Origin of the sequence: Rhodococcus sp. Leaf278 (assembly GCF_001426085.1) — a bacterium.
Classification (GTDB): domain Bacteria; phylum Actinomycetota; class Actinomycetes; order Mycobacteriales; family Mycobacteriaceae; genus Rhodococcoides.
In genome coordinates this window covers 59,948-76,938 of the sequence record NZ_LMRR01000034.1, presented here as the reverse complement: position 1 = coordinate 76,938, position 16,991 = coordinate 59,948, and the positions used below count along the sequence as shown (strand labels likewise).

The following is a 16,991-nucleotide window of genomic DNA, read 5'->3' as shown; positions in this document are numbered from 1 at the left end:
GGTCGTCCTCGTCCACGCCGGCCTACCTGGACTTCCCGAGGTACGCGAGCGCCGACCTCAGGGCAATCGACGTCGTGGCCTCGGGCTGTTGGGCGAGTACCGCGTCGGTGGCCTCCTCGGCCTGCTTCGCTGGGAAGCCGAGTCCGATCAGCGCCTCGACGATTTGGTCGCGCATCGAGTTTCCGGCACCCGAACCCGGTAGAACGGACGTACCTGCGCGTCCGACCACTGCGTCCACCTTGTCCCGTAGTTCGACGACCATTCTCTCTGCGCCCCGCTTGCCGATTCCAGGAACCCGCGTCAGCGCTCCGATATCACTGTCCGCCAACGCTGTTCGCAGCGCGTCCGGTTCGTGGACGGCGAGCGTGGCCATTGCGATCCGCGGCCCGACGCCCGATACGGTGAGAAGCAACTCGAACAGCTCGCGCGACTCCTTGTCCGGGAATCCGTACAGCGTCTGCGAATCCTCCCGCACGATCATCGTGGTCAGGAGCGTCGACTCACTTCCGCGGTGCAGCGTGGCCAACGTCGCCGGGGTGGCGCTGATGCGATAGCCGACGCCGGCCGCCTCGAGCACGGCGTGATCGAGCGCAATGTCGATCACCGAGCCTCTGATCGATGCGATCATCGTGCGCCCGCCTCTTTCTTGGCCATCTTCTCGATTCTGCGTGCAACGACGGCACGAGCCTTACGCTCCTCGGCCAGACGCGCGTCGTACTTGCGCTTCTGTTCTGCCGCCATGGCTTCTGCCTTCGCCATCCGGGCGATCATCGGAGCTCGCCAGCAATGACAGATCCCGAGTGCGAGTGCGTCGGCGGCATCCGCGGGGGTCGGGGCCGTTTGCAGACCGAGGATGCGCATGACCATCGCGGTGACCTGGGCCTTGTCGGCCGAACCGTTGCCGGTGACCGCGGCCTTGACTTCACTGGGAGTGTGGAAGCAGACATCCACTCCGCGCCGGGCCGCCGCCAGCGCGATCACTCCACCGGCTTGCGCGGTACCCATGGCAGTGCGCACGTTGTGCTGCGCGAACACTCGCTCGATCGCCACCACCGAGGGCTTGTGGGTATCGAGCCAGTATTCGGCTGCCTCGGAGATACGCAGCAACCGCTGCGCAAGATCCATGTCCGCGGGCGTACGCACCACATCCACGTCGAGAGCAACCACCGATCGACCCACGCCACCCTCGATCAGACTGAGCCCACACCTGGTCAGGCCGGGGTCGACACCCATCACCCGCACGCCACCACACCTTCCGCTTACGAACTGTTGTTCGATAGCGTAGCGGAGCGCACCGACGGATCAGGGATACGACACCCGGCCTGTTGGTTCGATCGAACCGAGAAGGTCAGTCCTCTGCGTCGAGCTCGGCCATGACCTCGTCGGACAGGTCCACATTGGACCACACGTTCTGCACGTCGTCGCTGTCTTCCAGCGCGTCGATGAGCTTGAACACCTTGCGTGCGCCGTCCGCGTCCACCGGAACGTTGACCGAGGCCTGGAAGCTCGCCTCGGCCGAGTCGTAGTCGAATCCGGCCTCCTGCAGTGCGGTGCGCACTGCGATCAGGTCCGTGGGTTCGCTGACGATCTCGAACGTGTCGCCGTTGTCGTTCACTTCTTCGGCACCGGCTTCGAGGACGGCCATCAGGACGTCGTCCTCACTCTGACCGTTTTTCTCGAGCGTCACCACGCCCTTGCGCGAGAACAGGTACGACACCGATCCCGGGTCTGCCATGTTTCCGCCGTTGCGCGTCATCGCCACGCGTACCTCGCCGGCGGCGCGGTTGCGGTTGTCGGTGAGGCATTCGATGAGGATCGCCACGCCGTTGGGGCCGTAGCCCTCGTACATGATGGTTTGCCAATCGGCTCCACCGGTCTCTTCGCCTGCTCCTCGCTTGCGGGCCCGCTCGATGTTGTCGATCGGAACCGAGGTCTTCTTCGCCTTCTGGATGGCATCGAAGAGAGTCGGATTGCCCGTGGGGTCACCGCCACCCGTGCGGGCCGCCACCTCGATGTTCTTGATGAGTTTGGCGAAAGACTTGCCGCGTCGGGCGTCGATCACCGCCTTCTTGTGCTTGGTGGTGGCCCATTTTGAGTGGCCGCTCATGCGATAGAGCCCCTTCCTGCTCGAAATCAGTGTTGTCGACTTTACTCGCCCGGTACCGCGCTCGGGACCGACCGGCTCCAGCCGGTCCCACGACCGCACACCGTCACCGACTACGGCGCACCATGTCGACGAACAGTCGGTGCACACGATTGTCTCCGGTGACCTCGGGATGGAAGCTCGTTGCCAGCACCGAGTTCTGCCGAACGGCCACCACACGCCCCGCGGCCGGTCCATGCGGCACGGTGGCGAGGACCTCGACGTGTTCGCCCACACGCTCGACCCAGGGTGCCCTGATGAACACCGCTCGCACCGGGCCACCGTCGATGTCGACGACGTCGAGATCGGTCTCGAACGAGTCGACCTGACGACCGAAAGCATTGCGCCGCACAGTGATATCGAGGGAATCCAGATGCCGCGCGTCGGGTCTGGTATCGAGAATCTCGGACGCCAACAAGATCATTCCTGCGCACGATCCGTAGGCGGGCATGCCCTCGGCCAATCGAGCACGCAGCGGCTCGAGAAGGTCGAACACCCCGAGCAGGTTGCTCATGGTCGTCGATTCGCCACCGGGGATGATCAGCCCGTCGATCCGTTCGAGTTCGGATGCACGCCGCACGGTGACTCCATGCGCGCCACTCGACTCGAGTGCGGCCAGATGTTCGCGAACATCGCCCTGCAGTGCGAGAACTCCAATGGTCGGAGCACTCACTTCACACCGAAGGGATCGACGTGCTGCTTCGAGGTGTCCCTCTCGAAACGCATCAATCCCTCTTGCACCACCGCTGCGACCATCCGACCGGAGGTATCGAAGATTCGACCCTGCGCCAGTGCTCGCCCGAAGTCGGCGGACGGCGACGTCTGGTCGTAGAGCAACCACTCGTCGGCCCGGAACGGACGCAGGAACCACAACGCATGATCGAGTGACGCCGTCTGCGTGACGGCATCCGGATGCGGCACCTTGGCCGATCCGATGAGCGTCATATCGCTCATGTAGGCCAGAGCGCAGACGTGGAACACCTGATCGTCGGGCAACGTGTCCCGGTAGCGGAACCACACCCGTTGCTGCGCAGCGAAATTCGGATGCTTGACGGTCTGGTCATCTGGAATGAGACGGATGTCCCATTCCGACCACTCCTTGTAGTACGAGCTGTCGTACTCGGCGAGGGTGGTGGGGTCGGGCAGAGTCTCCGGGCCGACGACGTCGGGCATCAGGTCCTGGTGAGAAATACCGTCGTCGTCGCCGTGAAACGACGCGGACATCGTAAATATTGCTTTGCCGTGCTGAATTCCGGTGACTCGGCGCGTGCAGAACGAACGTCCGTCACGGACGCGATCGACCATGAAGACCGCCGGCTCGTTGGGGTTGCCCGGCCGCAGGAAATAGCCGTGCAGCGAGTGCACGCGAAATTCGGGTGCCACCGTACGCACCGCCGCGACGAGCGCCTGGCCTGCAACCTGGCCGCCGAACGTCCGGGGAAGACGACTGGGGAACGTCCGTCCCCGATAGATGTCGTTCTCGATCCGTTCCAATTCGAGAATGTCCTCGATACTGGCCATGGCTGATGCCCACCTTTCTCCGGTGGATCAGGCTAACAATGGATCGACCAGGCAAGATGGTCGGTGTGGGTCAACCTGTACCGATCTTTCCCGATCTCCTCGTGGAATCGATCGTCGAATCCTGTCCGGCCGACGTACGAACGATCGTCGTGATCGACGGTGCCGATGCTGCGCGGCCGGTCGAGTTCGCCTCGCGCACAGCAGAACACGCCCGCACCGGCGGACGTCCGGCAACCGTGGTGGATCTGCACGACTACGTCCGACCAGCGTCGATCCGATTCGAGTATTCACGCCACGACGAATTGAGTTATCGCACACTGTGGTTCGACTACGAGGCCATATCTCGGGAGGTCATCGCGCCGCTACGGCCCGGTGGCCGAGGTCACTTCCTGCCTCGTCTGTGGAATGAGGCAACCGATCGATCTGCTCGCGCCCGCAGCGTGCCGGCCGCGCCGAACGAGATCGTGCTGATTGCCGGTCCCATGCTGCTCGGGCGAGCCTTGGACGTCGATCTGTCGGTGCACCTTCGATTGTCCGAGACTGCGCTGCGACGTAGAACCGACCCGGCCGAAGAGTGGACCTGCGAGCCTTTGATCACCTACTACGACAGCCTGGATCGGTTGGACCGTTCCACAGGCCGGCCGGATTTCTCGGTCCGATGGGACCATCCGGACCGCCCGGCCTTGGAACGCCGGCCCTAGATACGAGTCACCAACCGCGCTCGGCGAGCCGGTGTCCGACGGGAAGGTCGTCGACATTGATTCCGACCATCGCCTCACCGAGCCCACGCGAGACCTTCGCAAGAACGTCGGGGTCGTCGAAGAACGTGGTCGCCTTGACGATTGCCTCGGCGCGTTCCTTCGGGTTGCCGGACTTGAAGATTCCCGATCCGACGAACACTCCCTCGGCACCGAGTTGCATCATCATCGCCGCGTCTGCGGGAGTGGCGATACCGCCGGCCGTGAACAGCGTGACAGGCAGCTTGCCTGCCCTGGCAATCTCGACGACGAGGTCGTACGGTGCCTGCAATTCCTTTGCCGCCACGTACAGCTCGTCCTCGGGCATCGAGGTGAGTCGGCGAATCTCGTCGCGGATCTTGCGCATGTGTGTCGTCGCGTTCGAGACGTCGCCGGTGCCGGCCTCGCCCTTGGAGCGAATCATGGCCGCGCCCTCGGTGATTCGGCGCAGGGCCTCACCCAGGTTGGTGGCACCGCACACGAACGGAGCGGTGAAGTTCCACTTGTCGATGTGATTGGCGTAGTCGGCCGGGGTGAGCACCTCGGACTCGTCGATGTAGTCGACGCCCAGGCTCTGCAGGATCTGGGCCTCGACGAAGTGGCCGATGCGCGCCTTGGCCATCACCGGGATACTCACCGAAGAAATGATGCTGTCGATCATGTCGGGATCGCTCATGCGCGACACCCCACCCTGGGCGCGGATGTCGGCGGGAACGCGCTCGAGAGCCATGACGGCGACGGCTCCGGCGTCTTCGGCGATCTTGGCCTGATCGGCGGTGACCACGTCCATGATGACGCCGCCCTTGAGCATCTCGGCCATACCCCGCTTGACGCGCGCGGTGCCGACTCCGTTCTCGCCGGATCCACCGTCGACCGATGCGGCGGGCGTGTTCGAGGACTGTGGGGTAGTCAAGGGAAACTCCTGTGTTCTTCGACGCTGTTGCGGCGCTACGGGCTGATAGGTGCGATCGCGCGCGGCGCGATGTCGCGCCCAGAACAGTAGGCCTTCGAGAGTGCAATTCCCATAACCACTTGGAGATTGCTGGACTGCTCGAAAGGGTCCAGATGACTACCGAATGGCGCGCACGTCCGGGTCGCCGCGTCGAGCGAGAGCCACGTTCACCTCGTCGAGAAGTTCCGCCAGGTCCTGGGGATAGACATTCTCGCCGAGCGCGCTGAGAGCCCGGATGTCGGACTCGGTGCACCACTGATGCCCGGTCACGGTCCGTCGCTCGAAATCGGTGAAGCCGGCGCTCTCCGGCTCGAACTCCTGCGTACGGTGCGCGAAGAACAGTTCCTCGGACCTGATCAGAGTTCCGTTGAACGGGAACGTGGCAACTCGCCGCCACAGCGGACCGCGCAGGTCGGCGGCGTCGACGCGCAATCCCGTTTCCTCGTGCACTTCTCGCACAGCTGCTTCGCGAAGTGATTCTCCCTTCTCCACTGCTCCACCGATCGTGAACCAGAAGAAGATGTCGGGCACTGTCGGATCGTGCCCGCGCAGCAGCAGAACTCGGCCGCGCTCGTCGAGCAACACCACTCGTGCCGAGGTTCGCGGAGTGGCCCGATTCGCGCTGCCGAACGCAGCGGCGACAGAGCGCTCCGCGATCTCGAAGTACGACGGCAGCGCGGCAGTTCCGCCGAGATGCAACCACCGGACCGGTCGACGAACTCGCAACGCCAGAGTGTCGCGGACGGCATCGTTGTGAAAGCGCCGCGCAATCAGAACTCGCGCTTCGGCGTCGGCCAGTTCCGCAACCAATTGCGGGGGAAGCGCATCCGGTTCGACGACCGCCAGAGCCATGGACACCGCGTTCTCGGCTTCTTCCCGCTCCGACCGGTCGGCACGCTCGGCTCGATCGGCCAACGCAGCAAGTTCTCTGCTCGACGGTGCCGAGTCGCGGGTAGCGGCGGACACTGTACGCGCGACGACGGCACGGCGCGCGAGGGCAGCGTCGAGAGACTGCCAGGCGAGGTCGGTACGAACATGCAGGCGATCGAGTCGGTTCGCCGTCCCGTAGGCCCACAAACCTACAACGAGAATCAGGACTGCAATCAGCCCCAGCACCAGGATGGTGACGGCAGAGAGGGTCATCAGGTCGACGCTCGCACTTTCTGCCCGCCGAGAGTGACGGTCTCGTAGACCCGCAGAATCTGCTCGGCGACGACGGGCCAGTCGTAGGCGGACACAGCGACCGACGCGGCGTCGGCCAGCCGGTCTCGGACGGACTCGTCGGACAGGATCGAGGTGACGGCTACGGCGAGGGCATCGGAGTCGTCGATCGGAACCAGCAGTCCGCAGGTGCCGTCCTTCAGCACCCGGCGAAAGGCGTCGAGTTCGCTTGCCACGACCGGTGTTCCGGCGGCCATCGCCTCGACGAGCACGATACCGAAGCTTTCGCCGCCGAGATTCGGGGCGCAGTAGACGTCGGCACTGCGCATTGCGGAGGCCTTCGTCGCATCGTCCACCTGCCCCAGGAAGGTCAGGTGTGACGCCAGGGCGCCTGCATCCTTGCGGAGCTTGTCCTCGTCGCCGCGGCCGACGACGAGGATCTCGATATCGGGATGGGACTCGACCAGGGCCGGCAGCGCACCGAGAAGAACGGACATTCCCTTACGCGGTTCGTCGAATCGGCCGAGAAAGAGCACCGTACGGCCGACCCGCGGATAGCCTTCCAGCACAGCGGCATCGGCGAACGCGGGCACGTCGACGCCGTTGGGAATCTCCACGGCATCGGATCCGAGTGCCTCGACCTGCCAGCGTCGAGCCAGCTCCGAGACGGCGATCCGGCCGCTGATCTTCTCGTGGTACGGACGCAGGACGCCCTGGAAGGTGCTGAGCACCAAAGACTTCGTGGTGGAGGTGTGGAACGTTGCCACGATCGGACCGTCCGCGGCCTTGAGCGCGAGCATCGACAGACTGGGAGCGTTCGGTTCGTGAATGTGGAGAACGTCGAAATCGTTGTCCAAGATCCACTTTCGGATTCGGGAATACGTCACCGGTCCGAACCGGAGACGCGCGACCGATCCGTTGTAGGGGATGGCGAGCGCCTCCCCCGCCGACACCACGAACTCCGGCAGCTCGACGTCGTCCGACGCGGGCGCCAACACGCTCACCCGATGCCCGCGCTCGATGAACACCTCCGCCAACTGCTGGACATGCGCCTGCACCCCGCCGGGAACATCGAACGAGTACGGGCAGACCATACCGATCTTCACGCGCCCTCGATTCGGGCGCGCCGTTCGGCCGACCAGTCGCTCATCCACAGTGGTTGCAGCATGTGCCAATCGGCCGGGTGCGACCGAATGCCTGCAGCGAAGTGATCCGCCAATGCTTGTGTGGCGACATCGATTCCCTGCGAGACATCCACTGCCGGGGAGATGTCGAAGCCCCACCCGTCACCGTCGAAGTAACCGTGCACCGGCAGCAACGTCGCCCCGGTGTCGATCGCCAGCTTTGCGGCCCCCGCAGGCATACGGGTCGGTTCACCGAAGAACGTCACCGGAACGCCGTGCTTGGCCAGGTCTCGTTCGCCGAGGAGGCAGACCACCTTGTTCTCGCGCAGGCGCTCGCTCAGCGCCCGCAGAGGCGGTTGCTCACCTCCGCTGAGCGGAAAGATCTCGAAGCCGAGGCTCTCGCGATACGCAACGAACCGCTGGTACAGCGATTCGGGTTTCAGCCGTTCGGCAACCGTCGAGAGACCACCGTGCTTGCGCACCAGCCACATTCCGGCCATGTCCCAATTGCCACTGTGCGGTAGCGCCAGCACGGCACCCTTGCCCGACGCGAGCGCGGCCTCGAGATGCTCCTGTCCGTTCACACACCGGTCGATAACCGCGGCCTGCGCGGCCAGATCCATCGACGGCAACCGGAACGCCTCGCGCCAGTAGCGGGCGTACGAGCGGACGCTGTCGCGAATCAATTCGTCGGGCACCTCGCCGGGGGTGGTTCCGAGGACACGAGCGAGATTGCGCCGCAACTGGTTCGGGCCACCATTTCGGGTGGCCGCGATATCTGCACCGCGATCGAAGAGACCTCGCGCCACACCCTCCGGCAGCGATCGGACCAGACGCCACCCGGCTGCATACCCGAGGTCGCTGGCTCTGTCGGAGACATTCACGACGCAGCCACGTCACCGTCGCCGGGGGTGGGGGTCGGGGGCACGATGATGTCGCGGGCCCCGTCCGACCCGCGGACGGCCAGCACACGTTGGAACACCGTCACGATGCTCAAGGCTGCGAGCACCCACATTGCAGGGTAAATGAGGCTGTCCAACCACGGGATATCGAAATGCCTACCCACGCCGGTGAACCCGGCTCCGACGAGAACGATGACGAGGCGGTCCGGGCGCTCGATCCAACCACCGTCGGCCGAGAGTCCGCTGGCCTCGGCCCGCGCTTTGGCGTACGAGATCACCTGTGAGGTGACCAGGCAGATCAACGTGGCCACGAGCAGGGGCTTGTTCTGCTCGGAATACACGGCCCACCAGGCCAGGCCACCGAAGATCGCGCCGTCGGCAACTCGATCGCACGTCGCATCCAGGACGGCCCCGTACTTGGTGCCTCCGCCCCTGGCCCGTGCCATGGCTCCATCGAGCATGTCGAAGAGAACGAACAGCGTGATGACGATCGAACCCCACCACAGATAGCCCGCGGGGAACATCGTCACTGCCGCCGTGACGGTGACGACAGTGCCGATGAGGGTCACCGAGTCGGGGGTCAGTCCGGTGCTGTTGAGGGCGCGTCCGAGCGGGGCGGTCACCTTCGACACCGGCGCACGGCCGAAAATACTCAGCACGGCGCGTGCTCCTCTCGCGTGTGGTTCATTCGTTCCAGGCCGACGCGAGCAGGGCCCGAGTGTCGCGGAGCAACTGCGGCATCACCTTCGCTCCGCCTATCACCGTGATGAAGTTTGCATCGCCGCCCCAACGCGGGACGATGTGTTGGTGTAGATGTTCGGCCAGGGATCCGCCTGCTGCGGCACCGAGATTGAGGCCCACGTTGAAACCGTGCGGGCGCGACACCGTCTTGATGACGCGAATCATCTGCTGGGTGAATGCCATCAACTCGGCACTCTCGGCGGGCGTGAGATCTTCGAGTGCCGCCACTCGGCGGTACGGGACGATCATCGTGTGGCCGGGGTTGTACGGGTACAGATTGAGTACCGCGTAGACCGATTCACCCCGCGCGACCACCAGCCCGTCCTCGTCGCTCATCTTCGGGATGTCGGAGAACGGCTCACTCGACTTGGCCGAGGCCTGCGGGGCCTCGGCTATGTACGACATCCGATGTGGGGTCCACAGTCGCTGCAACCGATCGGGCTCACCGGCACCGGTGGCGACGATCGACTCGTCCTGATCGGGCATGTCAACTCACTCCTGCGGTACTGGTCTGCACGAGTTCGGCGGTCGGTGATGCGTTGTTGCGCTGGGAGATCCAGTCGGTGATCGTTGCTACTGCCTCCGCAACCGGAACACCGTTCACCTGGGTTCCGTCACGGAATCGGAAGCTGACGGCACCGGCCTCGACGTCGCGTTCGCCGGCGAGAAGCATGAAGGGGATCTTCTGTGCAGTCTGGTTGAAGATCTTCTTCTGCATCCGATCGTCACTGGCATCGACCTCGGCGCGCACCCCGAGCTTCTTGAGCTCTTTCACCACCGAGAACAGGTGATCCTGGTGTACCTCGGCAACCGGGATGCCCACAACCTGAACCGGCGCGAGCCACGCCGGGAAAGCACCGGCGTAGTGCTCGGTGAGTACACCGAAGAATCGCTCGATCGAACCGAACAGTGCGCGGTGGATCATCACCGGGCGTTCCTTGACTCCGCCCGAGGCGGTGTATTCGAGCTCGAACCGCTCGGGCAGGTTGAAGTCGAGCTGGATGGTCGACATCTGCCAGGTACGGCCCAAGGCATCCTTGGCCTGCACCGAGATCTTGGGTCCATAGAACGCCGCACCGCCCGGATCGGGTACCAGATCCAGACCCGACGCTGCCGCGACCTCGGCGAGCGTATTGGTCGCCTCTTCCCAGACCTCGTCGCTGCCGACCGACTTCTCCGGATTACGGGTGGAGAGCTCGAGGTAGAAATCGTCGAGTCCGTAATCCTTGAGCAGTCCGAGGACGAACTCGAGTGTGCTGGTTAGCTCTCCGCGCATCTGCTCACGCGTGCAGAAGATGTGCGCATCGTCCTGGGTCATGCCCCGTACCCGAGTGAGACCGTGAATGACGCCGGACTTCTCGTACCGGTACACGGAACCGAACTCGAAGAGCCGCAACGGCAACTCACGGTACGAGCGACCGCGGGAGCGGAAAATGAGATTGTGCATCGGGCAGTTCATCGGCTTGAGGTAGTAGTCCTGGCCGGGCTTGCGCACGTCACCGTTCTCGTCGAGTTCGGCGTCGAGATGCATGGCGGGAAACATGCCGTCCCGGTACCAGTCGAGGTGGCCGGACACCTCGTAGAGATGGCCCTTCGTGATGTGCGGGGTGTTGACGAACTCGTAGCCTTCTTCGATGTGCCGCTGCCGGGAGTAGTTCTCGAGCTCGTTGCGGATCACACCACCCTTCGGATGGAACACCGGAAGACCGGAGCCCAGTTCATCGGGGAAGCTGAACAGGTCCAGCTCGGATCCGAGTTTGCGGTGATCGCGACGCTCGGCCTCGGCCAGCAATTCGAGATGCGCATCGAGCGCCTCGGTGGACTCCCATGCGGTTCCGTAGATGCGCTGCAGATCTGCGTTGTCCTGATTACCGCGCCAGTACGCAGCCGAACTGCGGGTCAGCTTGAACGCCGGCACGTATTTGGTGGTGGGGATATGCGGTCCGCGGCACAGATCGCCCCAAATGCGCTCGCCGGTACGAGGATTGAGGTTGTCGTAGGCGGTCAGCTCTCCCCCGCCGACCTCCATGACCTCGGGATCGTCGATGCCGGATTTGTCGTCGATCAGCTCGAGCTTGTACGGCTCGGTCGCCAGCTCCTCGCGGGCCTGCTCGACCGATTCGTAGACCCGACGCGAGAAACGCTGTCCCGCTTTGACGATCTGCTTCATCTTCTTCTCGAGTGCGGTCAGATCCTCGGGAGTGAACGGTTGCTTCACGTCGAAGTCGTAGTAGAAGCCGTCCTTGATGAACGGTCCGATGCCCAGTTTGGCGTCGGGAAAGAGATCTTGAACGGCCTGCGCCAGAACGTGCGCAGCCGAGTGCCTGATGACGCTTCGCCCATCCTCGGTGTTCGCCGGAACGGGCTCGACCTCGGTGTCGCCCTCCGGTGCCCACGACAGGTCACGGAGCTTGCCGTCGGGATCACGCACAACGACGATGGCGTCGGGTCCCTTGTTCGGCAGGCCGGTGTCGCGGAGCGCCGTACCTGCCGTCGTTCCTGCCGGCACCATGATGCGGGCGGGTGGAACTGCGGCGACAACGGGCATGCTCACGGCGATGTACTCCTCGATCGGTTCTTCGGGCCAGGAAGGCCTCCGACAGCCTATCGGCATCGAGCCCCTCGTCGGCCCTCAGCGCGGCGCGTTCGTCAGATCGGACTTTCGAGCCAGGTCCAGTCGAGGCCGAACCAGCCGCCGACCAGCGCGAAGGTTCCGAGCAGCCACAGAGTTGCGAGCACGACGATCGTGGTGAACAGCACGCCCAGACCCTTGACGAACATCGACTGCTTCGAGAACCAGGCCATGAAAGCGTCGTACCTCTTGCGGACGAATCGGAGTGCACTTTTGGCCCACGCGAATTCCGACGCCAGGATGCCCAGTCCCGCGAACACGATCAGCCAACCCGGCCCGGGGTACGGGATGGCGAGCACACCCAAGATGAGCACGATGGTTCCGACGACACCGACCGTGATTCGGTAGCCGAGATCGAGAGACTTGTTCTCGGCGATACGCGCCCGGAAGCGCCGGTGTTTCACCTTCGCCTTGTCCACCGGATTCTGGTCGTCGACGGCGTCGGGCTTCGATTGTTCGGTGCTCACCGGCTCAGGTTACCGGCCTCGAACGCAAGAAGGCCCACACCGACGGGCGGTGTGGGCCTTCTTTTCTGTGGTCCCGGCTGGGATCGAACCAGCGACCTTCCGCGTGTGAAGCGGACGCTCTCCCACTGAGCCACGGGACCGAACGAGGCAAAACATTAACACGAGGTGCTACGGCGAACCGAATCGCCTGCCCGATCACCGAATACGTCGCCGGACTGCCTCCACAGGGCTGCTCTCGTCTCTGCTTTCACATCTTTCACATGCGCGAATCGTTCGAATTCCGCAGCTGACCACCAGATTTGTGAGTTTCACTCCCGTTGGGTTAATGTTTTCCCCGCACCACGGAGACAGCAACTGCCCAGCAGTGAACGCCTCCGGGGTATGCGGATGTGGCGCAGTGGTAGCGCATCACCTTGCCAAGGTGAGGGTCGCGGGTTCGAATCCCGTCATCCGCTCGAGGGTCTCGACCCATGGTGGAGTGGCCGAGTGGTGAGGCAACGGCCTGCAAAGCCGTGCACACGGGTTCGATTCCCGTCTCCACCTCGCTAGTGCATCGGTTGCAGAATCGATGCGAGGACATGCGCGATTAGCTCAGCGGGAGAGCGCTTCCCTGACACGGAAGAGGTCACTGGTTCAATCCCAGTATCGCGCACCAGAGTCAGACAAATAAGGCCCCCTTTCTAGGGGGTCTTTTTTGTGCTTTACGAATCAATTGTGGTGATTCACGCCATAGAAGTGCACAGTGGAGATGACGCACACACTTCGATGGAAGGACACTCACGTGTCGGACGATGCTCAGAGCGAACCCACAGTCGACGACGCAACCCTCGAGGATGCGAAGAAATCCGTCGAAGGGCTCGACGATCGCTATCGACCCGGTGCCCGGCCCACCGTGGCGCTACCCGGAACCAACGGCACGGTTGCCGGCACCGCCTTCGCCGACATGGTCGACGACAACGGTGAGATGGTGGACGCCGAGGACCAGGACTCCCCGGACTCGGACGGGTCCACCGACACCGATCATGCCGACACCGACGAAAAGGTAACGTCCTCGAACGATGCCTGAACTCGATGGTCCCGACGCCCCCGCCGATATCGAACTCGGCGGGGGCGTCGCCTATCTGCACACACCGGCCATACCGTCACGTGGCGGACTCGCCCTCACCCACGGCGCGGGCGGCAACTGCGAGTCGCTTCTGCTGCAGCGCATTGCCGAGGTGTGGGCGGCGGCCGGGTTCACGGTGCTGCGGTTCGATCTCCCGTTTCGAGTACGCAAACCCAAGGGCCCGCCGCACCCTTCTCGGTCGGCCGAGGATCGACTGGGCATCGCCGCGGCGATCGACCGCCTCCGCGCCGAGACCTCGGGCTTCATCGCATTCGGTGGGCATTCCTACGGTGGCAGACAGGGGTCGATGATCGCTGCCGAACGCCCGGGTCTCGTCGACGGCCTCGTGCTGACCTCCTATCCCCTGCACCCTCCGGGCAAGCCGGACAAGGCTCGTACTCAGCACCTTCCCGAACTGCGAACACCGACGGTGGTGCTACACGGCACGAAAGACCCGTTCGGCACCACTGCCGAACTGAGCGCGGCGCTCGCACTCGTCCCGGCCGCCACCCTGCTCGTCGACATCGAGGGCGCGGGCCACGACCTCGCTCCCGTCAAGTACGACGCGGCGAAGAAGACCCTCGCGGGCGCAGTCTCGTTGTTCGCCGAATCTTCGGTAGTCGTCCCGCTCTTCGACCCGTTGCGCTGAAGTGGTCTACTAAGGCATGCCGACCTGGGGATGGTTCATCGTTGCTCTGGTCCTCGTCGATGCCGCGGTACTTGCAGCGTGGTTGTTGGCCCGAAAGAAGCCTGGCTCGAGCCCGGAGACATCGCGCAGCGTCGGGCTGATCGGCCTCGACGACACCGCCCGTGCAGATATTCATCAGTTGTTGGCAGCGAACAAGAAGATCCAGGCCATCAAGATCTTTCGCGAACGGACAGGTGCCGGCCTCCTCGACGCGAAGAACACGATCGAAGGCGTTCAACGAGGCGAACCGTTTCCGTCCTCGTCCACCATCGTCGACGCGGCTCAGTCCGGTCCGACACCCTGGGACGACCTCATCCCGCGGTTGCAGTCCCTGAAGTCGGAGGGCAAGGCCATCTCGGCCATCAAACTGTTGCGCGACCGAACCGGCTTGTCGTTGCGGGAGGCGAAGAACGCGGTGGATCTGCTGTGAGTGTGCGGATGGCGACAGATGCCGATGTACCCAACGTCGCCGAATTGGCCGCGCAGACCTTTCCGCTCGCCTGCCCACCGGGTACTCGCACCGAGGACATCGAACAGTTCGTCTCGAACGTGTTGTCGGTCAGCAATTTCCAGGGTTACGTTGCCGACCCCAACCGAACCGTTCTGGTCGACGAAACACCCACCGGCGAGGTGGTCGGGTACGCGATGCTCGTGTCGGGAAGTCCAGCCGACCCGGACATCCGAGCCGCACTGTCTCACCATCCGACGCTGGAAGTCAGCAAACTGTACGTACGGCCGGCCGAGCACGGCGGCGGAGTTGCGGCGCGGCTCATCTCGTTCGCATTGACCCATGCGCGTGAATCCGGTTGCGCAGGAGCGTGGCTGGGCGTCAACCAACTCAACGCGCGCGCCCAGAAGTTCTACGCCAAGCACGGATTCGAGATCGTCGGCACCAAGACATTCGTTGTCGGCGTGCAGACACACGACGACTACGTCATGCAGGTACGGCTCTGACGCCGATTCAGCCGACGGCGGCGAAACGAGACAGCGCGAGCAGGCGCGAGGTGGCGCGCAGGTACTTCTTGCGGTAGCCGCCTGCCAACATCTCCTCGGTGAAGATCTCGTCGAGCTTGCCGCCCGAGGCCGTCACCGGAATGCCCGCGTCGTACAGACGGTCGGCCAGTACCACCAGGCGCAGTGCAATGGCCTGATCCGATGCCGGGTGCACGTTCTTCAGGAACACCGCAGGCACACCGTCGAGCAACTTTCCATAGCGCGACGGGTGCAGCGTGCTCAGATGTGCGAGCAGCTCGTCGAAATCGTCGAGGGTTGCGCCGTCGACCGTGTCCGCACGCTCGACCAGCTCGGATTCGGACGTGGGCTCGGGGGCCGGAGGCAGATCGCGATGGCGGTAGTCGGGACCGTCGACGCGGACGGACTCGAAGATCGAACCGAGCTTCTTGATCTCCCGCAAAAAGTCCTCGGCAGCGAAGCGCCCCTCGCCGAGCTGACCGGGCAGGGTGTTCGACGTCGCGACGATGGATACTCCACGCTGAGACAGCTCGGACAGCAGCCGCGACACCAGCATCGTGTCGCCGGGATCGTCGAGTTCGAACTCGTCGATGCACAGCACGCTGTGGTTCGAGAGTTCTTCCAGTGCTTTGTTGAAGCCGAGTGCGCCGACGACGTGGGTCAGCTCGACGAACGTGCCGAACGCCTTGGGCTCGGGAACGCTGTGGTAGATCGACGCCAACAAGTGGGTCTTACCGACACCGAAGCCGCCGTCGAGGTACAGGCCCGCGCCGGTGGCCGGGGTCTTCTTGCCGAAGAGCCCACGCTTGCCCTTGCCACGGATCTTCTGCACCTTGTTCGCGAATTCCTCGGCCTTCGCGACCGCAGCAGCCTGCGTCGGCTCCTTGGGGTCGGGAATGTACGAGGAGAAGCTGACGTCGTCGAACATCGCCGGTGGCACCATCTGAGCGATCAGCTGATCGGAGGGGACCACGGGATTTCGGTCGACAAGGCGTGCGGGCATTCGTCGAGCGTAACGACGTGGTCTGATCTCTCTCATGCAGCTTCTCGATATTGGGACCTACTTCACATCGGAGCAGGCAGCCGAGTCCGCGCCCGTCGGATCGGTACTCGACGACAACGCCGTCCGCGACCTGTACGCCTACCCCGCAGACCTGGGCCGACCGTGGATCCGCACGAACTTCGTCGCCAGCATCGACGGATCCGTGACCGCCGACGGTAAGTCGGCAGGCCTGGGGACCCCCGCGGACGGCCGACTGTTCGGAATTCTGCGAGAACTGTGCGACGCGGTTCTCGTCGGAGCCGGAACTGCTCGCGCCGAGAACTACGGCGGCGTCTCGCTGTCCGCCGAGGTGAAGGCACGTCGAGTAGCGAACGGGCTGGCACCGATTCCCACGATCGTGGTGGTGACCGCCTCCGGTTCGATCGACTCCGATTCTCGGCTCGTCACCGACGCCGAGGTGCAGCCGGTGGTACTGACCTCGGCGGCAGCGGACAGCTCGAAGGTGGCGGCGCTGCGTTCCGCGGGCGCAATGGTGATCGAGGTGGCCGGGGAATCGGTGTCGACCGACGACATCGTCGAGACGCTGGACAACCTCGGATTTCGCCGCATCCTGTGCGAGGGCGGTCCAGGGCTGTTCGGGCAACTCGCATCGGACGGGGCGGCGGACGATCTGTGCCTGACGATCTCACCCATGCTCGTCGCCGGAGATGCGGGCCGCATCGCCCACTCCGCCGGTGCCTCCGATACACCGATGCAGCGCGCGCACGTCCTCGCCGACGCGGACGGCACACTGCTCACACGCTGGGTGCGTCGGCCATGAGCACCGAGCGGCGCGGCATCGAT

Annotated in this window: 20 protein-coding genes and 4 tRNA genes; 9 read left to right on the top strand and 15 right to left on the bottom strand. The window is 64.2% G+C overall.

The window, feature by feature from the left end; genetic code table 11:
- Nucleotides 1-22: 22 nt before the first annotated feature.
- The 5 genes from ruvA to ASG84_RS19395 form a co-directional block, all read right to left on the bottom strand.
- Nucleotides 23-628 (bottom strand): Holliday junction branch migration protein RuvA, encoded by a 606-nt coding sequence (gene ruvA / locus ASG84_RS19415; protein ID WP_057478637.1) that lies wholly within the window; start codon nt 626-628, stop codon nt 23-25.
- Nucleotides 625-1,242: a crossover junction endodeoxyribonuclease RuvC gene (ruvC, locus tag ASG84_RS19410; RefSeq protein WP_032403327.1), complete on the bottom strand. Its 618-nt coding sequence runs from the start codon at nt 1,240-1,242 to the stop codon at nt 625-627. Before ruvC ends, ruvA begins: the two co-directional genes overlap by 4 nt.
- A 106-nt stretch (nt 1,243-1,348) precedes the next feature.
- Entirely contained in the window at nt 1,349-2,107 is a 759-nt protein-coding gene (locus ASG84_RS19405; RefSeq protein ID WP_057478636.1) for a YebC/PmpR family DNA-binding transcriptional regulator, read from the bottom strand.
- Between the two features lie 103 nt (nt 2,108-2,210).
- Nucleotides 2,211-2,816, bottom strand: a complete 606-nt coding sequence (gene pdxT, locus ASG84_RS19400; RefSeq protein ID WP_057478635.1) for a pyridoxal 5'-phosphate synthase glutaminase subunit PdxT — start codon at nt 2,814-2,816, stop codon at nt 2,211-2,213.
- Nucleotides 2,813-3,664 carry an acyl-CoA thioesterase gene (locus ASG84_RS19395; protein ID WP_057478634.1) on the bottom strand — a complete coding sequence of 284 codons (852 nt, stop codon included), beginning with the start codon at nt 3,662-3,664 and terminating at the stop codon, nt 2,813-2,815. The genes pdxT and ASG84_RS19395 overlap by 4 nt, the downstream gene beginning before the upstream one ends.
- Before the next feature lie 38 nt (nt 3,665-3,702).
- On the opposite strand from ASG84_RS19395, the gene ASG84_RS19390 reads away from it, so the two are divergent.
- Nucleotides 3,703-4,365 (top strand): hypothetical protein, encoded by a 663-nt coding sequence (locus tag ASG84_RS19390; protein ID WP_235581744.1) that lies wholly within the window; start codon nt 3,703-3,705, stop codon nt 4,363-4,365.
- Nucleotides 4,366-4,372: 7 nt separating this feature from the next.
- On the opposite strand, the gene pdxS is transcribed toward ASG84_RS19390, so the two are convergent.
- The 9 genes from pdxS to ASG84_RS19345 all read right to left on the bottom strand — a co-directional run bounded on the left by pdxS (nt 4,373) and on the right by ASG84_RS19345 (nt 12,520).
- Nucleotides 4,373-5,314, bottom strand: a complete 942-nt coding sequence (gene pdxS / locus ASG84_RS19385) for a pyridoxal 5'-phosphate synthase lyase subunit PdxS (RefSeq protein ID WP_082521098.1) — start codon at nt 5,312-5,314, stop codon at nt 4,373-4,375.
- A gap of 156 nt (nt 5,315-5,470) precedes the next feature.
- On the bottom strand, nt 5,471-6,496 hold the full coding sequence (locus tag ASG84_RS19380; protein ID WP_057478632.1) for an NUDIX hydrolase: 1,026 nt from the start codon (nt 6,494-6,496) through the stop codon (nt 5,471-5,473).
- The gene (locus ASG84_RS19375) at nt 6,496-7,620 is read right to left on the bottom strand and encodes a glycosyltransferase family 4 protein (RefSeq protein WP_057478631.1); all 1,125 of its coding nucleotides are present in this window, start codon (nt 7,618-7,620) and stop codon (nt 6,496-6,498) included. Before ASG84_RS19375 ends, ASG84_RS19380 begins: the two co-directional genes overlap by 1 nt.
- On the bottom strand, nt 7,617-8,522 hold the full coding sequence (locus ASG84_RS19370) for a phosphatidylinositol mannoside acyltransferase (protein WP_057478630.1): 906 nt from the start codon (nt 8,520-8,522) through the stop codon (nt 7,617-7,619). The genes ASG84_RS19375 and ASG84_RS19370 overlap by 4 nt, the downstream gene beginning before the upstream one ends.
- Complete coding sequence (pgsA, locus tag ASG84_RS19365; protein WP_057478629.1) at nt 8,519-9,199, bottom strand: phosphatidylinositol phosphate synthase; 681 nt, start codon at nt 9,197-9,199, stop codon at nt 8,519-8,521. The genes ASG84_RS19370 and pgsA overlap by 4 nt, the downstream gene beginning before the upstream one ends.
- Nucleotides 9,200-9,224: 25 nt before the next feature.
- Nucleotides 9,225-9,767, bottom strand: a complete 543-nt coding sequence (locus ASG84_RS19360) for an HIT family protein (protein WP_057478628.1) — start codon at nt 9,765-9,767, stop codon at nt 9,225-9,227.
- Between the two features lies 1 nt (nt 9,768).
- On the bottom strand, nt 9,769-11,829 hold the full coding sequence (gene thrS / locus ASG84_RS19355; RefSeq protein ID WP_057478627.1) for a threonine--tRNA ligase: 2,061 nt from the start codon (nt 11,827-11,829) through the stop codon (nt 9,769-9,771).
- 101 nt (nt 11,830-11,930) lie between these two features.
- On the bottom strand, nt 11,931-12,332 hold the full coding sequence (locus tag ASG84_RS19350) for a TIGR02611 family protein (RefSeq protein ID WP_442970997.1): 402 nt from the start codon (nt 12,330-12,332) through the stop codon (nt 11,931-11,933).
- Nucleotides 12,333-12,448: 116 nt separating this feature from the next.
- Nucleotides 12,449-12,520, bottom strand: a tRNA-Val gene (locus tag ASG84_RS19345).
- Nucleotides 12,521-12,763: 243 nt separating this feature from the next.
- Here ASG84_RS19345 and ASG84_RS19340 point away from each other — a divergent pair.
- The 7 genes from ASG84_RS19340 to ASG84_RS19310 all read left to right on the top strand — a co-directional run bounded on the left by ASG84_RS19340 (nt 12,764) and on the right by ASG84_RS19310 (nt 15,127).
- A tRNA-Gly gene (locus ASG84_RS19340) sits at nt 12,764-12,835 on the top strand.
- 17 nt (nt 12,836-12,852) lie between these two features.
- Nucleotides 12,853-12,923 (top strand) — tRNA-Cys (locus tag ASG84_RS19335).
- A gap of 37 nt (nt 12,924-12,960) precedes the next feature.
- Nucleotides 12,961-13,035: transfer RNA gene (locus tag ASG84_RS19330), tRNA-Val, on the top strand.
- Nucleotides 13,036-13,161: 126 nt separating this feature from the next.
- Entirely contained in the window at nt 13,162-13,446 is a 285-nt protein-coding gene (locus ASG84_RS19325; RefSeq protein ID WP_235581743.1) for a hypothetical protein, read from the top strand.
- Nucleotides 13,439-14,134 (top strand): alpha/beta hydrolase family protein, encoded by a 696-nt coding sequence (locus ASG84_RS19320; RefSeq protein WP_057478625.1) that lies wholly within the window; start codon nt 13,439-13,441, stop codon nt 14,132-14,134. The genes ASG84_RS19325 and ASG84_RS19320 overlap by 8 nt, the downstream gene beginning before the upstream one ends.
- Nucleotides 14,135-14,150: 16 nt before the next feature.
- Complete coding sequence (locus ASG84_RS19315; protein ID WP_057478624.1) at nt 14,151-14,603, top strand: hypothetical protein; 453 nt, start codon at nt 14,151-14,153, stop codon at nt 14,601-14,603.
- 8 nt (nt 14,604-14,611) lie between these two features.
- Complete coding sequence (locus ASG84_RS19310) at nt 14,612-15,127, top strand: GNAT family N-acetyltransferase (RefSeq protein ID WP_057478784.1); 516 nt, start codon at nt 14,612-14,614, stop codon at nt 15,125-15,127.
- 7 nt (nt 15,128-15,134) lie between these two features.
- On the opposite strand, the gene zapE is transcribed toward ASG84_RS19310, so the two are convergent.
- A complete protein-coding gene (zapE, locus tag ASG84_RS19305; protein WP_057478623.1) occupies nt 15,135-16,148 on the bottom strand; it encodes a cell division protein ZapE in 1,014 nt (337 codons plus the stop codon).
- Nucleotides 16,149-16,182: 34 nt separating this feature from the next.
- On the opposite strand from zapE, the gene ASG84_RS19300 reads away from it, so the two are divergent.
- Nucleotides 16,183-16,968 (top strand): pyrimidine reductase family protein, encoded by a 786-nt coding sequence (locus ASG84_RS19300; protein WP_057478622.1) that lies wholly within the window; start codon nt 16,183-16,185, stop codon nt 16,966-16,968.
- Nucleotides 16,969-16,991 lie beyond the last annotated feature (23 nt).

Coding starts and splice junctions, on each gene's coding strand:
- ruvA (WP_057478637.1), bottom strand. CDS start 628: ATGATCGCATCGATCAGAGGCTCGGTGATCGACATTGCGCTCGATCAC.
- ASG84_RS19405 (WP_057478636.1), bottom strand. CDS start 2,107: ATGAGCGGCCACTCAAAATGGGCCACCACCAAGCACAAGAAGGCGGTG.
- ASG84_RS19395 (WP_057478634.1), bottom strand. CDS start 3,664: ATGGCCAGTATCGAGGACATTCTCGAATTGGAACGGATCGAGAACGAC.
- ASG84_RS19390 (WP_235581744.1), top strand. CDS start 3,703: ATGGATCGACCAGGCAAGATGGTCGGTGTGGGTCAACCTGTACCGATC.
- ASG84_RS19380 (WP_057478632.1), bottom strand. CDS start 6,496: ATGACCCTCTCTGCCGTCACCATCCTGGTGCTGGGGCTGATTGCAGTC.
- ASG84_RS19360 (WP_057478628.1), bottom strand. CDS start 9,767: ATGCCCGATCAGGACGAGTCGATCGTCGCCACCGGTGCCGGTGAGCCC.
- thrS (WP_057478627.1), bottom strand. CDS start 11,829: ATGCCCGTTGTCGCCGCAGTTCCACCCGCCCGCATCATGGTGCCGGCA.
- ASG84_RS19320 (WP_057478625.1), top strand. CDS start 13,439: ATGCCTGAACTCGATGGTCCCGACGCCCCCGCCGATATCGAACTCGGC.
- ASG84_RS19315 (WP_057478624.1), top strand. CDS start 14,151: ATGCCGACCTGGGGATGGTTCATCGTTGCTCTGGTCCTCGTCGATGCC.
- ASG84_RS19310 (WP_057478784.1), top strand. CDS start 14,612: ATGGCGACAGATGCCGATGTACCCAACGTCGCCGAATTGGCCGCGCAG.
- zapE (WP_057478623.1), bottom strand. CDS start 16,148: ATGCCCGCACGCCTTGTCGACCGAAATCCCGTGGTCCCCTCCGATCAG.
- ASG84_RS19300 (WP_057478622.1), top strand. CDS start 16,183: ATGCAGCTTCTCGATATTGGGACCTACTTCACATCGGAGCAGGCAGCC.